The organism is Bradyrhizobium sp. BRP56, assembly GCF_020194035.1.
Lineage (GTDB): Bacteria > Pseudomonadota > Alphaproteobacteria > Rhizobiales > Xanthobacteraceae > Bradyrhizobium > Bradyrhizobium australafricanum.
Genome location: NZ_JADYVV010000005.1, coordinates 39193 through 55109 on the forward strand (window position 1 = coordinate 39193; position 15917 = coordinate 55109).

Consider the following 15917-nt stretch of genomic DNA (forward strand, 5'->3'; position numbering starts at 1 on the left):
GTGCTCCTGAGGCAGATAATCGTCGTTTGGGCCGGCTGCGTCGGGCTATCGTCCCGCCGCCGCCTACTGACGAAATTCGTTGGTCAACTCGCCGATTCCGTCGATCGCGACGGTGACCGTGTTGACGGGCTCCTTCATCACCCCGACGCCAATCGATGTCCCGCAGCAGATCAGGTCGCCCGGCAACAGCGTCATGTCGTGCGAGATCTTGCTGACCAGCGTCTGTGCGCTGAAGATCATGTCCGCGATCGGGTAGTTCTGGCGCTCGACGCCGTTCAGGATGGTGCGCACCACAAGGCGTGCGGGGTCGAGGCCTGAGGCAATGACGGGACCGAAGGGTCCATATCCATCGAAGCCCTTGGCCCGTGCCCATTGCGGGAAGGTCGGGTCGCGATTGAGGATGTCTGCCGCGGTGACGTCGTTGGTGCAGGTGTAGCCGAAGATAAAGGCGTCGGCCTGCTCGGGCGCGACCGCGGTGCAGCTCTTGCCGATGACGATGCCGAGCTCGCCTTCGTAGGTCGTCTTGCCATCATAGCCCAAGGGGCGCCTGATGACGGCGCCAGGTGCGGTGACGCTGGTCGGCGCCTTCAACAGGTACAACGGTTCGGCAGGCTCAGGTGATTTCAGCTTCTCCGCAAGCGCGTGAAAATTATTCCAGAGCGCGATGACCTTGCTCGGTTGCGTCGGGGCGAGCAGCTCGACGTTGTCCAGCGCCAGCGTTTGTCCCGTCGGTCGCGTGTCGCCGAACATGTCCCCGTCGTGCCACCGCGATGCCGGACGGGGTGAGTTGCCCGAAGCCGATTTCGGCATGGTGGCGGAAGCGGACCCAGCGCGTAACATTGGCCATCGGGATCACGCCACCGCCAGCGTTTCTGCTGCTGCGGCGCCGGCCGCCCCGTCATAGAGACCGGCTAGCCTGGTGCGCTGCGCGACCAGGGCCAGCACCGCATCGAGGGCGGGCGTCGCGATATCAGTCATCCGGCCCATCTCCTGCACCACGGTGATCAACGGATCGATCTCAACCGGACGTCCGCGCTCGAGATCCTGCAGCATCGAGGTCTTGTGCGCGCCGACCTTGCGCGCACCTTCGATGCGGCGTTCGACATCGACCCGAAACTTGACGCCGAGGCTTTCCGCGATCGCCTGGGCCTCCAGCATGATCGCCCGGGACAGCGCGCGCGTGCCGGGATTGCTGCAGATCACGTCGAGGGTCGCGTGGGTGAGGGCGCTGATCGGGTTGAAACAGACATTGCCCCACAGCTTGAGCCAGATCTCGTCACGGATCCGGTCGAGAACGGGTGCTTTCATGCCCGCGGCCACGAAGAGCTCGGAAAGCTTCTGGACGTCGGATGTGATCTCGCCGGAGGGCTCGCCCAGCGGAAAGTTGTTGCCGTAGACGTGGCGGATCACGCCGGGCGCCTCGATTTCAGTGGCAGGATACACCACGCAGCCGATGGCGCGTTCGGGGCCGAGCTCGTTCCATTGCCGACCGCCAGGATCGATGCTCTCGAGCGTCGATCCTTCGTGCCGACCACCGTGCTTGTGGAAATACCAATAGGGAATGCCGTTGACGGCGGTGACGATGCGTGTCCGATCACCGAGCAGCGGCCGCATCGGCTCGATGACGCCGGTGATCGAATGCGCCTTGAGGCAGATGATGACGTAATCTTGCTCGCCGAGTTCGGCGGGGTTATCGGTGCAACGAGGATGCACGACGCGCTCCTCGTCGCCGATCAGGAGCTTCAGGCCGTTCTGCCGCATTGCGGCGAGATGCGCACCCCGCGCGACCAGGCTGACATCGGCACCAGCGCGCATCAATTCGACACCGAGATAGCCGCCGATCGCGCCGGCGCCGTAGATGCAGATTCTCATTCGATCCTCGCAAGCAGAGTGGGGACACAGCAGGAGCCGCAGCGGCTCGAACCGAGTAGCGTGGCAATGGCCTTGGGTAACTCCGTCAGGCCGCGCAGGCGGCTTCCTCGTAAGCAAGGGTGATGTCCCGCATGCTCACGACGCCGACGAGCCGGCCGTTGTCGATGACGGGGACATGGCGGATCCCATGACGGGCCATGAGGCGTTCGACATCCGTGAGCGCATCTTGCGAATTGCAGGACAGCAGCGGCCGCGGCGAAATGAACTGCGCGACTTTCATGGCAAGACCATTGGTGCCGCGCTCGGCGATCACAGCGACGACGTCGCGCTCGCTGAACATTCCGATCACGGCGGCGTCCTTACTGCGCGAGGCGTTCCTGACCACGAGGGCGCCGACATTGCTCGCGTACATCAGGTTCGCCGCAATGCTTACGGTTTCGTTCGAGCCGATCGTCACCACGTGCGCATTGTTGGCGCGAAGGATGTCCCCGACGTACATGGCATCGTCCTCCCGGTTGCTTGATTAGGTCGCTGTGAAGTGATCGTGGTATACATTATCCCAGAAGTCAAACAAAAGAATCGAGCCGTTTGCTAAGAAGAATGGCAAAAATACTGACCTATTCGCGAGTATTGTCGCCTTGACTCCTGGGCTTTTTGGTATGCCATATGCCAATTCTGCGCTCGTTCTCGACGAGCAATTTCGTTCTGAACTGCAACCGGTTAGGGGCAAGTCGTGATGAAAAGAGAGCCGATCCGGCGCAAGCCCTCCGATCCCGATCTTCGCGCGCAGCCGGAGCCGGACGCGCGCGACGGCGGTGTTCAGTCCGTTGATCGCGCCATGCAAATCCTGGAGACACTTGCAGAGGATGATGAAGGCTATCGGCTGACCGATCTGGCGATCCGTACCGGCCTGTCGCCCTCGACCGTTCATCGTCTGCTGACCACGCTCGAGAACCGCAGGTTCGTGCAGTTCGACCGCGAGGAGTCCAAGTGGCACATCGGCGCGCAAAGCTTCGTGGTCGGCTCGACCTTCGTGCGCCGGCGGAATTTTGCCGCGCAGGCGCTGCCTTATCTGCGCAAGCTGCGCGACCAGACCAGGGAAACGGCCAACCTTGCGGTGGTCGATGACGAATCCATCATCGTCGTGTCCCGCATCGAAAGCCGCGAGATCATGCGCTCGCTGACCAAGGTGGGCGGGCGCGTCGCAATGATCGCTTCCGGAGTTGGGAAGGCGGTGCTGGCTACCTATTCCGATGCCGACGTGAATGCGATCATTCGCCGTCAGGGCATGCCGCGGCTGACGGAAAAATCGATCGTGCGGCCCGGCGAGTTGTTCAAGGAATTGGAGAGCGTGCGGCGTCAGGGTTATGCGGTGGATGATGAAGAGGCGCGCCTCGGCCTGCGCTGCGTAGCTGCGGTCGTCTTCAACGACTGCAACGAGCCATATGCCGCGATCTCGGTATCGGGCATGGCGGACAGGCTGACGAACGAACGCTTGCCGGAGATTGGTACGATCGTGCACCGGATCGCAGCCGAACTCACGGCCGAACTTCGCGGGAACCGCACGCAGCAAGCGCAGGCGTAAGGCTGGCTGCAATTCCGTCCGCAACAATTTCCATTTCTATACTGACGCTAATCGTTTGAAGACGCGCAAAAAATCGCGAGCGTTGCCACAGCGCGGAAATTCCAATCGATTGCGTTGAGATCGATGCTCGCGGGCCCGATGATCCTGCTCAGGCCAACTCATAGCGAAGCGGGATCATCACATGAAGATGCGAGCAGTCGATGCAGCAGTGCGCATTCTCCAACGCGAAGGGATCACGTGCGCATTCGGCGTTCCCGGCGCGGCGATCAATCCGCTTTACTCCGCGCTGAAGCGCAACGGATCGATCAGTCATATCCTGGCACGGCACGTCGAAGGCGCCTCGCATATGGCGGAAGGCTACACCAGGGCGAAGGCGGGCAATATCGGCGTCTGCATCGGCACATCGGGTCCCGCCGGCACCGACATGATCACAGGCCTCTATTCGGCGATCGCTGATTCCATTCCGATCCTCTGCATCACCGGTCAGGCGCCGCGGGCGCGGCTCTACAAGGAGGATTTCCAGGCCGTCGACATCGAGTCGATAGCAAAGCCGGTGACGAAATGGGCCGTCACCGTGCGCGAGCCGGCGCTGGTGCCGCGCGTGTTCAGCCAGGCTTTCCATGTCATGCGGTCGGGGCGGCCGGGACCGGTGCTGATCGACCTTCCGCTCGACGTGCAACTGGCCGAGATCGAGTTCGACGACGAGACCTATTCACCGCTGCCGGTCTACAAGCCGACGGCGACGCGCAAGCAGATCGAGAAGGCGCTCGAGATGCTGAACGCCGCGGAGCGGCCGCTGATCGTGGCCGGCGGCGGCGTCATCAACGCCGATGCGTCCGAGCTGCTGGTCGCCTTCGCCGAAGCGGTCAACGTTCCCGTGGTTCCGACGCTGATGGCGTGGGGCGCTATTCCTGACGATCACGCGCTGATGGCAGGCATGGTCGGCTTGCAGACCAGCCATCGCTACGCCAACGCCACGATGCTCGAATCCGATTTCGTGCTCGGCATCGGAAATCGCTGGGCCAACCGGCATACCGGCTCGATCGAGACCTACACGAAGGGCCGCAAATTCGTGCATGTCGACATCGAGCCTACGCAGATCGGGCGGGTCTTCAATCCGGACCTCGGTATCGTCTCGGACGCCAAGGCTGCGCTGGAGATGTTCGTGAGCGTTGCCCGGGAGTGGCGGAAGTCCGGGAGGCTGCGCGATCGACAGGCCTGGCCCGCCGCCTGTCGCGACCGCAAGCGTTCGATGCTGCGCAAGAGCCACTTCGACAACATCCCGATCAAGCCCCAGCGCGTCTACGAGGAAATGAACAAAGCCTTCGGCCGCGACACCTGCTACGTGACCGTGATCGGATTGTCGCAGATCGCTGGGGCCCAGTTCCTCAACGTCTACAATCCACGCAACTGGATCAACGCTGGCCAAGCCGGCCCGCTCGGCTGGACGCTGCCGGCCGCGCTCGGTGTGCGCGCCGCCGATCCCGACCGCGACATCGTCGCGCTGTCGGGTGACTACGACTTCCAGTTCCTGATCGAGGAGCTCGCGGTCGGGGCGCAGTTCAATCTGCCCTACATCCACGTCGTCGTGAACAATTCGTATCTCGGGCTGATCCGGCAGGCCCAGCGCGGCTTCGACATGGATTATCACGTCCAGCTTTCGTTCGAGAACATCAACGCACCCGAGATCGGCGTTTACGGCGTCGACCACGTGACCGTCGCGGAGGGATTGGGCTGCAAAGCGATCCGGGTCACCGATCCGAACGACGCGCAGGCGGCGTTCGCGACCGCACGCGAGCTGATGGCGAAGCATCGCGTGCCCGTGGTGGTGGAGTTCATTCTCGAGCGGGTGACCAATATCGCCATGGGAACGGAGATCGACAACATCGTCGAGTTCGAGGAGGTGCTCGATCTTCCGCTCTACGACGTGCCGAGCGCGTCACGATCCGGCACGCTGTTGCCGGCCTGACCACATCTTTCAGCGCTTTAAGCGGAGATACGACCCGTGCCTCAATTTGCCGCCAACCTCACCATGCTCTTCAACGAGCTGCCATTCCTTGATCGGTTCGCGGCCGCCAAGGCGGCCGGCTTCAACGCAGTCGAGTATCTTTTTCCTTATGACTTCGAAAAGGGCGCGTTGCGGGAGGAATTGGCGCGCTGTGGGCTGACCCAGGTGCTGCACAATCTTCCGGCCGGCAACTGGGCCGCCGGCGAGCGTGGCATTGCGATTCTGCGCAATCGGGTCGATGAATTTCGCGACGGCGTGGGGCGCGCAATCGACTACGCAAAGGCGCTGGATTGCCGGCAGCTGAACTGCCTGGTCGGCATCGCTCCAGCCGATACGGATAGGGCAGACCTGCAGGAAGTCCTCGTGTCCAACCTGCGCTTCGCCGCCGGCGCGCTCGCTCAGCACGGCATCAAGCTCCTGGTCGAACCGATAAACACGCTCGATATTCCCGGCTTCTTCCTGAGCCGTACGGAACAGGCGGTGCAGCTCATTTCCGAGGTGGGCTCATCCAATCTGTTCATCCAGTACGACATCTATCACATGCAGATCATGGAAGGTGATATCGCGCGGACCCTGCAGAAGCATCTCGGCCGGATCGCGCATGTCCAGCTCGCCGACAATCCGGGGCGTTATGAGCCGGGGACCGGCGAAATCAACTACTCCTATCTGTTCAAGCATCTCGACAGCATCGGGTATCGGGGCTGGATCGGGTGCGAATACAAGCCGCGGACGACCACGCTCGAGAGCCTGGGCTGGCACGCCGCACAGACTTTCGTGACCTAGAGCCTGTTCCGTTCCGATTGAATCGGGACGGAGCTCTGGAATTATATTTTTACGCGTCTTCTTCACGCGAGCCGAGAGTCGCTCGCCGGAAAAACGCCTTCATCCGGCTGACAGGGAGCAACGACAATGAAAGACATCGGATTCATCGGACTTGGCACCATGGGACGTCCGATGGCCGGCCACCTCCTGGCTGCCGGCTATCGCCTGTTCCTGCACGACGTCGTACCTGTTGCGCCTGAGTTGATCGCGGCCGGCGGCATCGCTTGCGAGTCCGCCAAGCAGGTGGCGCAGGAGGCGGACGCCGTGATCATCATGGTACCGGACACTCCGCATGTCGAAGCCGTGCTGTTCGGTCAAGGCGGCGTCGCGGAGGGCATCTCCAAAGGCATGATCGTGACGGATATGAGCTCGATCTCTCCGCTGGCGACGAAGGAGTTTGCACGCTGGATCGATGCACTCGGGGCCGACTATCTCGACGCGCCAGTCTCCGGCGGTGAAGTTGGCGCAAAGGCGGCCAGCCTGACCATCATGGTTGGCGGGCGGGAGCGGGCGTTCAATGCGATGAAGCCCCTGTTTGAAACGATGGGGAAGAATGTCACGCATGTCGGCGGCAACGGCGACGGCCAGACCACCAAGGTTGCGAACCAGATCATCGTGGCGCTGACCATCGAGGCGGTGAGCGAGGCGTTGCTGTTCGCCTCCAAGGCCGGGGCCGACCCCGCGCTGGTGCGCCAGGCGTTGATGGGTGGCTTCGCGTCGTCCCGGATCCTCGAAGTACACGGCGATCGCATGCTGAAGCGCAATTTCGATCCGGGATTCCGCATTGAGCTGCATCAGAAGGATCTCAACCTCGCGCTGGAAGGTGCGCGCGCGCTCGGCCTGTCGCTGCCAGGCACTGCCGCAGCCCAGCAGCTGTTCAACGCCTGTACGGCCCTCGGCGGCAAAAGCTGGGACCATTCCGCTATTCTGAGAGCGCTGGAGGTCATGGCAGGCCACGAGGTCGCCGCTGCCTGAGCTTTATGCAAGGAATGGACGAGAATATCGCGGGCTCGGTCGGTGCGGGAAAGACGGTAACGCTTACCCGCCACTGATCAGGCGCCTTGCGCGCCAAATCGGTCGCTCGGCGTTCGGATCGTTTGCGGGGCATTTTTTCTGGTGTCCCTAGGGTGTCCCGTGAGGACGAACAAGGTTGTCTGCCCACACCTCGGCAATGTGAGACAGCGCCAGACCCGGCTTGCGCTTGAGCAGAAGTTCGAGCACGCGCGGCGGCGTCAGGGGTAATTCCTGCACCGGCTTTCCTGTCGCGTTGGCAACGGCGCAGGCGACGGTGGCGCCGACATTGAGGATCGGCACCTCGCCGGCGCCCTTGGTGCCGAGCGGCCCCACCGACGGCGCGCCCTCATAGAGGCTGATCTCCACCGGTACGACGTCGAGCGCAAGCGGTACGCGGTAAGTCTCAAAGCCGCTTTGACTGACACGGCCATTGCTGCCGATCGTCACCTCCTCGTGCAGGGCGTAGCCCAGGCCCTGCACGACGCCGCCCTGGATCTGGCCGTGGATTGCGCGTGGATTCAGCGCACGGCCGACGTCCTGGACCACGCGATAGCTTAGCACCTCGACATGCCCGGTCTCCGGATCGACGGCGACCTCGCAGTCGTGGACGGCGAAGACGGGGATGTCGATCGCGTCGATGAAATGACCGGCAACGCAACCGGGCATCGCCGGCACGCCGGCGCCGGTGAAGGCGCCGGTGCCGGCGACCGGTCCGCCCAGCGCTTGAGCGCGGGTCGCGACCTCAGCGACGGTGCGGCCGGAGCCCGGCGCGCCCGCGATCTCGATCCGACCATCGCGCATGACGAGATCGCCGGGCGCGGCTTCGATCATCTCGGAGGCGATCCTCAAAAGCTTCGTGCGCACCTCCTGTGCCGCCGACAGGCTGGCGGCGCCGAGCGAGACGGTGGTGCGGCCGCCACCGACGCCGACATCATAACCGGCCGCATCGGTATCGGCCGCGCGGACAATCACCTGCTCGGGCGCGATGCCGAGCGTGCTGGCAACGATCTGCGGCAGGCTCTGCATCATCGAGCCGGATCCGATCTCGACACCCGACGTGACCAGGGTCGCCGTGCCGTCGGCATTCATGTTCACCGTCGCGGCCGACGGGCCGACGAAGACGAACCAGGTGCCGACGGTGGTCGCGCGTCCAAGGAGCTTGCCGTCGGTGCGCGCCGGCAGCGGCGCTGCGGCGTCGCGCAACGTATCCATCCGGTCGAGCATCGGGCCGAGCACATCGCCTTCGAATACCTGGCCGGTAGCGCCGAGATCCTTGTCGCCGAGCACGTTGCGGCGCCGGAAAGCAAGCGGATCCATTCCGATCCGCGCTGCGATCTCGTCGGTGTGCCGCTCGAGCGCGAAGGTGTTGTAGACGCCGTTGCAGCAGCGGAACGCCCCGTTCGGCGCCGTGTTGGTATAGACCGCGCGCGAGACCATGCGCACGCTGCCAAGCCTGTAGTTTCCGCCGAGCGTGTGTGCGGTCATGGTGGTCAGGAAGATCTGTTCGCCGCCATAGGCGCCGCAGTCCATCAGCACGACCGCCTCGCGGCCCACGATTTCTCCGTCGCGCGTCACCGCCGAGCGGATACGGATATCGGCGTTCTCGCGGAACAGGCAGGTCAGCATCTCGTCCTCGCGGGAATTGACGAGGCGAACCGGCCGGCCGCTGGCGCGGGCGAGGAGGGCGGCGAAGGGCTCAACCGCCAGATCGAATTTGAGACCGAAGCCGCCGCCGACCGGCGGCACAGTGACGCGCACCTGCGACGCCGGCACGCCCAACACGCGCGCGGTTGCATTGCGAACGCTCCAGGGAACCTGCGTCGACGTCTCGATATGGAAGCGGCCGTCCTCGTAGCTTGCGACGACCGCACGCGGCTCGAAGGCCACGTGGTTCTGCCGGCCGACGCGATAGAGACTTTCGACAATCTCGACGTCAGGCCGCGCAAAGGCGGCGTCGACGTCGCCGCGAACGACGGTCGCCTCCCAGGCGACATTGCCCGCACGCGCGCCGCCTTCGACCAGGACCTCAAAGCCGCGCCAGTCCGGATGAACCAGCCGCGCATCTGGTGCCAGCGCCTGCTCCATGGTCAGCACTGCGGGGAGTTGTTCGATCTCCACGTCGATCGCCGCAAGCGCAGCCTGCGCCTGCGCCAACGTGACAGCTGCGACCGCGGCAAGCGGTTCGCCGTCGTAGCGAATGACATCGCGGGCGAACAGCGGGTGATCGGCGATGCCGATTCCGATCATGCCGGGCGCGTCTGCTGCCGTCACGATCGCACGTACCCCCGGCATGCGGGCAGCCCTCGACGTGTCGAGACGAATGATACGGCCCGAGGGCACGCCGGCGCGCAGCACCGCGGCGTGCAGCATGCCCGGCAGATATCGATCGATAGTGTAGCGCGTGCGGCCACGCAGCTTGTCGGCGGCGTCCCGCCGGCGCAAATCCATCGTCGCGGAAACGTCGGACATGCTTGCGCCTCCCGATTATGCGTTGGCCAAGGCGAGCAGCGTCGCCTCGACGATGCGTTCGTATCCCGTGCAGCGGCAGATGTTCCCGGTGAGTGCGGCCCGGATATCGTCACGGGTGGCGTCAGGCCGGGTCGTCAAGAGATGCGTCAGGCTCACCACCATGCCGGGAAAGCACATGCCGCATTGGACCGCATCACTGGCCTCGAGGGCCGCCTGGACGCGGTTCAGTTCGCCGTGAGGCGCAAGGCCTTCGACGGTGCGGATCTCGCGGCCATCGGCCAGCGCGGCGGGCAGCAGGCACGATGGCGTCGGCTCGCCGTCGACCAGCACCATGCAGGCACCGCAAAAGCCTTCGCGACAGACCGGTTTCGCGCCGGTCAGATGCATCTCCTCACGCAGAATGTCGATCAGCGGCGTGGCGGGATCGGCCACGGAAGAGAGGCGATCACCGTTCACTGTCAAGTTGAATCCCATGTCGATCCCCACCGGTTCAGGAGCCAAGCGCTGCGATCGCAGCGCGGCGGACGAGACCGGGTAGCACGCTGACCCGATACCAGGCAGGGGCATCGACGCTGTCGCGGCCGACGAACTCATCTGCCAACGCGGCCGCACTCTGCGCCGCCTCCGCCGCATCGAGCGGGCGTCCGATCAGCGCTGCCTCGAGCCGTTCCCAACGGCGCGCCACCGGCTCGACTGAACCGACCGCGACGCGCGCCGCCTGGACACGGCCCGCTGCATCGATGCTGACCGACAGGCTGACGATGGCGACCGGGTAGTCACCCGATTTGCGCAGCGGCAGGCGGGCATGGGCGCTTTTGCGCGCCGCCCGCGGCAAGATGATCCGCGTCACCAGATGACCGGAAGGAAGGGACGATCGGACCTTCAGGAAATGCGCCAGGCCGATGCGCTCGCGGCCGTCGCGGGCCGACATTTCAACCTGGGCATCGAGGCAGAGCAGCGCCGGCACGCAATCCGCTGCGGCGAATTCCGACGTCGCAAGGTTGCCGCCGATCGTTGCCATCGCGCGGATCGCAGGATTGGCGGAGCGGCCGGCGGCGTCGACCAGGACCGCGAATTCCGCAAGATCGGCCAGGGCCGCCGCGAGTGCCGCATGCGTAACCGCCGCGCCGATCTCGATTGCATCGCTGCCGATACGAACCGCGGTCAGCTCGGCGATCTTGCCGATCGCGACATAGTGCGGCTTCAACCGCTCGTGGCGGATCGGTGACCGCATGATCCATGTGCCGCCGGCAAAGGCAGCGCCGGCCGCGCCGAATTCGCTCAATGCGTCGAGTGCGGAAGCGAGCGAGGGCGCGACGTAGATCGAGGCAGGTGCATCATGCGTCTCGCCCGCGACGCTCGACATGGGAGAACCCGTCGTCATTGGCGCCGCTCCAGTCGCAGGCGATCGAGCAGAACGCCGACGATGACGATCGCGCCGAGCACGACCATCTGGACGTAGCCGTCGATCCGGGTGAGGTTCATGCCGTTGGACAGAATGGTGATGAACAGGGCGCCGAGCACCGCGGTGCCGACCCCGCCGCGCCCGCCCGCCAGGCTCGTTCCGCCGACCACGGCGCCGGCAATCGCCTGCAATGAAAGCGCCCCGCCGAGGTTCGGCTCGCCCGATCCGGTCCGCGCCGTCATCATGATCGCGCCGAGCGCCGCAAGCACGGAGCACAGCACATAAGTCGCGATCAGAGTGCGCTTGACCGGCAGGCCGGCGACCGCCGCTGCGCGCGGGTTGGTGCCGATGAGGTAAAGCGAACGGCCGAACACGGTCCGCGTCAGGGTCCAATGGAGCACGGCGCCGACCCCGACCGTGATCGCGATGGCCGCCGGAATACCGAAGACGGTGCCGCCGTAGAAGATCTGCGAGAACGGCGCCGGCACGCCTTGCACGGGCCGTCCGGACGACAGCGTGGTCGCAATCCCGATCGCGATATTGTAGCTGCCGAGCGTTGCGACGAAGGGGTTGACCCCGAGCAGCGCAATAACCACGCCGTTGAAGAGGCCGCACGCGGTGCCGAGCAGGAAGCCGGCAGCGAGCCCGGCGAGCAGCACGGCGCCTGTACCAAGGCCCGACGCCGTGGCGCCGGCCATCGCCAGCGCGGTGCCGACGCTCACCATCGATACGGTCGGGCCGAGTGCGAGGTCGAAGCCGCGCGTCAGGATCACCACGGTCTGGGCCATCGCGAACAGCGCCAGATAGCTGGTCTGCTGCGCGATGTTGAGCAGGTTGGCCGGCGACAACACGCCGCGGTCGACCGCGGCGAAGCCGAGCAACAGGGCCACCAATGCGACCGGCAGCACTGCGCTCCAGAGCCAGCGACCCGGCGCCAATTTCGGGCGATCCGCGTTCTTGGCGGCGACGGACAATTCGAGGTCAGACACGAGCCTTGCTCCGTCGGCTGAGTTCGTCCAGCGCCACGGCCGCGACCATGATGACGCCGAGGAAGACCGGCTGCAGCCGGGAGTCGACGTGCAGGAGGTTGAGCGCATTGCCCAGGATGGTCAGGAACAGGGCGCTGATGGCGACGATCTCGATGCGCCCGACGCCGCCGCGCAAGCTCACGCCGCCGATCACGGCGGCCGCGATCGATTGCAGCATCATCCGGTCGCCGCCGAAGCTCGCCTGGCCGGAGCCGACCTGCGCGGTCAGCAGGATGCCGGTCAGTGCCGCAAGCATGCTCGAGACAACGTAGGTGCCGACGACGTGGCGCTGGATCGATACGCCCGAAACGATGGCCGCATCGACATTGCCGCCGATCGCGTAGACGTAACGGCCGAACAGCGTGCGCCGCTGCGCAAACACCATCACGATGATGATGACCAGCGCCACGTGGACGGCGGTCGGCAGGCCGAGCGCCTGGGCGCGCCCAAAGCCCTTCACGAAGATATCGGGCATGCCGTAAACCGGGATTCCGTTGGTGATCATCAGGCCGACGCCCGCAGTCGCCGACATCGTGCCCAGGGTCACCACAAAGCCGGATACCTTGAGCTTCGCCACGCAGAAGCCGTTGACGAGCCCGACTACGGCCCCGGAGCCGAGTCCGGCCGCCATCCCGCTGGCAATGATGAGGGCGTTGTTGCCGGGAAACGCGGTGGCTGCGGCCGCCATGGTCTTGGCGGTGACGACGCTCGCGAGCGCCACGACGGCGCCGACCGAAAGATCGAAGCCGCCCGCGATGATGACCAGCGCCTGACCGCAGGCGACGATCGCGAGCAGCGACGCGTTGCGCAGGATGTTGAGGATGTTGATGATGCCGTAGAACTGCGGATCGACCGCCGACATGCCGGCGACGAGCAAGACCAGCAGGGCTGGCAGGAACCCGACACGGCCTGCGAACGATCGCAAGCCGATCGCGCCTTGCGTGTTTGCGGTGACCAGCGCGGTGTTCACGCGACCTCCGCGGCGAGATGGTCGCGGAAGAAGCTGGACAGCACGTTCTGCTCGGTCTTCTCGGCGCCCCTCAGCTCGGCGGCGACGCGGCCGTGATGCATGACGTAGAGCCGGTTCGACAGCGCCAGAACCTCCGGCAATTCCGACGACACCACGATCACGGCGGCGCCGGCCTCGACCAGGCGCTTCATGAACTGGTAGACCTCGAGCTTGGCGCCGACGTCGATCCCGACACTCGGCTCGTCGAACAGGAACACGGTCAGCTCACGCGTGAGCGCGCGTGCCAGCATCACTTTTTGACGGTTGCCGCCGGACAGCGCGCCGGCGCTCCGTTCGATGTTCGGCGGCCTCAGCTGCAACCGCTCCATGATGTCCGCGATCGTGGCGCGTTCGGCGGCTTGCCGCAGCACGCCGAAGCGCGCGAACGCGGGCAGGTCGAGCACCGTCATCGATGCGTTCTCGCGGATCGGACGGGACAGCGCGAGCCCTTCAGCAACCCGATTGGCAGGAAAATAGGCGATGCCGCGCTTGAGGCTTTGCCTCGGAGTCGGGAATTCGTAAGGCAGGCCGTCGATCCGGATCACGCCTGATGCCGCGGGCTCGATGCCGTAGACCGCGCGGATCAGCTCCGATTTGCCGCAGCCGACGAGACCTGCGATGCCGGTGATCTCACCGGCGCGGGCATGGAAATTCACCTCCTGAACGCTGCCGTCCGCGAGCGTCAGGTTTTCGATGTCGACCATCACCTTGTCAGGCCGGTGGGCGATGCCCGGGAACAGCAGGTCGATCCTGCGGCCGGTCATCAGCTCCACCAGCTCGCCGTCGGTCGAGCCGGCGGCGTCGAGGGTCTGGATGTGGCGGCCGTCGCGCAGCACCGTCACACGGTCGGCAAGGGCGCGGATTTCGCGCATGCGATGCGAGACATAGATCAGCCCGACATTCTGGCTCTTCAGGCGCGCGATCAGCTCGAACAGCCGTCCGGTCTCGCGCTCGGTCAACGAGGCGGTCGGCTCGTCAAGGATCAAGAGGCGGACGCGGCCGAGCAGGGCCTTGGCGATTTCGGCCATCTGCTGGTGCGCGCGGGAAAGGTCGTCGATCCGCTGCGCCGGATCGAGATCGAAGCCGAGCTCGTCGATCAGCGCCCTGGCGCGCTTGCGCATCTCGCGCGAGCGCAGCACGCCGCCATGCGTGACCTCGCGGCCGAGGAACAGGTTCTCTTCCACCGTGAGGCTCGGGATAAGCGAGAACTCCTGAAAGACCGGGCTGATGCCGATCGTGCGGGCCCGCTGCGGCGTGAGATGATGAATCTCCTCGTCGCCAAAATGGAACGTGCCTTCGTCCGGCGGAAACGTTCCCGAGACGACATTGATCAGGGTCGATTTGCCGGCGCCGTTCTCGCCGAACAGGACATGAAGCTCGCCGGCACGAACGTCGAGGTCGACCCGGTCGAGCGCGCGAACGCCGGTGAAGCGCTTTGATATCCCCCGCAATCGAAGCAGAGGCTCGGCAGGCTTCGGGTCGATCTCGACATCCATCCGCGTCTCCGTTGGCCGTGAGCAAGACGGGCGGGAGCAGGTGCTCCCACCCGGCACCATTCGCGAGCGGCTTACTTGGCCTTGACCGAATAGACCGGTGTCCAACTCGCCGGAGCCAGCACGAGGTCCATCTGCAATTTCGGTACGGTGGTCTTGTCGATGACAGCGGCGATCGGCTGGACAAGGCTCATGACCGGCTTCTTCTCGATGAGACGCACTGCCTGATCGATCGCGACGGCGCCTTCTCCGACCGGATACTGGGTTGCGAAGGCGAGGATGTCGCCGCGGTTGAGCGCATCGAGCATGGCCTGGTTTTCGTAAGACGATACGATCTTCAGGTCGCTTCGGCCGGCCTCGGCAACGGCGCCGATGGCGGCTTCAGCTGTGGGGGCGGTGCCCCAGATCACGTTCATGCCGGGATAGGCCTGCAAGGCGTCCTGAATGAGCTGAAGCTGCACGGCGACGCCGGAGTCGCCGAATTTCTCAGCCAGAATCTTGGCATTCGGGTTCTTGGCAACGGCCTTCTTGAAGCCTTCGTTGAACGACTCCGCCCAGCCAGAGCCGGCCGGACCGGGGAACGTCACGATGTTGAGCTTGTCGCCGGGCTTGGATTGCGCCAGCAGGCCGTCGCCGGTGACTTCGCCCATGGCGACGAAATCGACGTAGTTGGCCGCGGGCAGCGCGTTCGGCGGCAGCGGGTTGGTGACGCCGACGACCGGCACGCCCTTGGCCTTGGCTTCCTCGAACTTCTTGCTGAGGCCTGCGCCGGAGATGGCGCCGACGATGATGGCGTCCGGTCCGCTCGCCATGCAGTCATCGAATTGCGACAGCTGTTTCGGCAGGTTCTCGTAACCTCCGGCCTCGTAGAGGTTCATGTTGACGTTCATCGCCTCGGCCTGTTTGACGATGCCATAGGCAACGGCGACCCAGAAACTGTCCTTCATGTGCGGAAACAGCACGCAGAGCCTGTAGGGCTTCTCGGCCTTCGGCAGCGGCGTGTACTCGGCCGGCTTCGGTGTGCCGGACGACGCGTCGTAGACCTTCATCGGAAACCACGGCGTCTCGGCCGCGGCCGGCGCGACCGCAGCGGCAAGGGCGAGGCCGGCGGCAAGGCCGAGCGCGGGGCGGATCGGCCAAACTCGATTGGGGGAAAGGCACGTCGTACTCGTCATAGCACAATCCTCATGGCTCGAATGAAAGTGGAGGGGC

General features: G+C 64.9%; 13 protein-coding genes and 1 pseudogene. 4 read left to right on the top strand and 10 right to left on the bottom strand.

Annotation, left to right across the window (positions count from 1 at the left end):
* Positions 1 to 63: 63 nt before the first annotated feature.
* From I6F38_RS05535 to I6F38_RS05545, 3 genes and pseudogenes are all read right to left on the bottom strand, one after another.
* Positions 64 to 847 (bottom strand): annotated as a pseudogene (locus I6F38_RS05535) (fumarylacetoacetate hydrolase family protein).
* A gap of 5 nt (positions 848 to 852) precedes the next feature.
* Positions 853 to 1872, bottom strand: coding sequence for a 2-dehydropantoate 2-reductase (locus tag I6F38_RS05540; RefSeq protein WP_225159371.1), 1020 nt, complete (start codon positions 1870 to 1872; stop codon positions 853 to 855).
* A gap of 85 nt (positions 1873 to 1957) precedes the next feature.
* Entirely contained in the window at positions 1958 to 2371 is a 414-nt protein-coding gene (locus I6F38_RS05545) for a CBS domain-containing protein (protein WP_225159372.1), read from the bottom strand.
* Positions 2372 to 2608: 237 nt separating this feature from the next.
* On the opposite strand from I6F38_RS05545, the gene I6F38_RS05550 reads away from it, so the two are divergent.
* The 4 genes from I6F38_RS05550 to I6F38_RS05565 all read left to right on the top strand — a co-directional run bounded on the left by I6F38_RS05550 (position 2609) and on the right by I6F38_RS05565 (position 7262).
* Positions 2609 to 3457 carry an IclR family transcriptional regulator C-terminal domain-containing protein gene (locus I6F38_RS05550; RefSeq protein WP_225159455.1) on the top strand — a complete coding sequence of 283 codons (849 nt, stop codon included), beginning with the start codon at positions 2609 to 2611 and terminating at the stop codon, positions 3455 to 3457.
* A gap of 181 nt (positions 3458 to 3638) precedes the next feature.
* Positions 3639 to 5426 (top strand): glyoxylate carboligase, encoded by a 1788-nt coding sequence (gcl, locus tag I6F38_RS05555; protein WP_225159373.1) that lies wholly within the window; start codon positions 3639 to 3641, stop codon positions 5424 to 5426.
* A 36-nt stretch (positions 5427 to 5462) separates the two neighbouring features.
* Complete coding sequence (gene hyi, locus I6F38_RS05560; RefSeq protein ID WP_225159374.1) at positions 5463 to 6248, top strand: hydroxypyruvate isomerase; 786 nt, start codon at positions 5463 to 5465, stop codon at positions 6246 to 6248.
* A 126-nt stretch (positions 6249 to 6374) separates the two neighbouring features.
* Complete coding sequence (locus tag I6F38_RS05565) at positions 6375 to 7262, top strand: 2-hydroxy-3-oxopropionate reductase (RefSeq protein WP_092084555.1); 888 nt, start codon at positions 6375 to 6377, stop codon at positions 7260 to 7262.
* A gap of 147 nt (positions 7263 to 7409) precedes the next feature.
* Here I6F38_RS05565 and I6F38_RS05570 read toward each other — a convergent pair whose 3' ends face one another.
* From I6F38_RS05570 to torT, 7 genes are all read right to left on the bottom strand, one after another.
* Positions 7410 to 9770, bottom strand: a complete 2361-nt coding sequence (locus tag I6F38_RS05570) for a xanthine dehydrogenase family protein molybdopterin-binding subunit (protein ID WP_225159375.1) — start codon at positions 9768 to 9770, stop codon at positions 7410 to 7412.
* A gap of 15 nt (positions 9771 to 9785) precedes the next feature.
* A complete protein-coding gene (locus I6F38_RS05575; protein ID WP_225159457.1) occupies positions 9786 to 10244 on the bottom strand; it encodes a (2Fe-2S)-binding protein in 459 nt (152 codons plus the stop codon).
* A gap of 16 nt (positions 10245 to 10260) precedes the next feature.
* Positions 10261 to 11154: an FAD binding domain-containing protein gene (locus tag I6F38_RS05580; RefSeq protein ID WP_225159376.1), complete on the bottom strand. Its 894-nt coding sequence runs from the start codon at positions 11152 to 11154 to the stop codon at positions 10261 to 10263.
* Positions 11151 to 12164, bottom strand: a complete 1014-nt coding sequence (locus I6F38_RS05585) for an ABC transporter permease (RefSeq protein ID WP_225159377.1) — start codon at positions 12162 to 12164, stop codon at positions 11151 to 11153. The genes I6F38_RS05580 and I6F38_RS05585 overlap by 4 nt, the downstream gene beginning before the upstream one ends.
* Positions 12157 to 13173: an ABC transporter permease gene (locus I6F38_RS05590; protein ID WP_225159378.1), complete on the bottom strand. Its 1017-nt coding sequence runs from the start codon at positions 13171 to 13173 to the stop codon at positions 12157 to 12159. Before I6F38_RS05590 ends, I6F38_RS05585 begins: the two co-directional genes overlap by 8 nt.
* Positions 13170 to 14708, bottom strand: a complete 1539-nt coding sequence (locus I6F38_RS05595) for a sugar ABC transporter ATP-binding protein (protein WP_225159379.1) — start codon at positions 14706 to 14708, stop codon at positions 13170 to 13172. The genes I6F38_RS05590 and I6F38_RS05595 overlap by 4 nt, the downstream gene beginning before the upstream one ends.
* A gap of 71 nt (positions 14709 to 14779) precedes the next feature.
* Entirely contained in the window at positions 14780 to 15880 is a 1101-nt protein-coding gene (gene torT, locus I6F38_RS05600) for a TMAO reductase system periplasmic protein TorT (RefSeq protein ID WP_225159380.1), read from the bottom strand.
* Positions 15881 to 15917 lie beyond the last annotated feature (37 nt).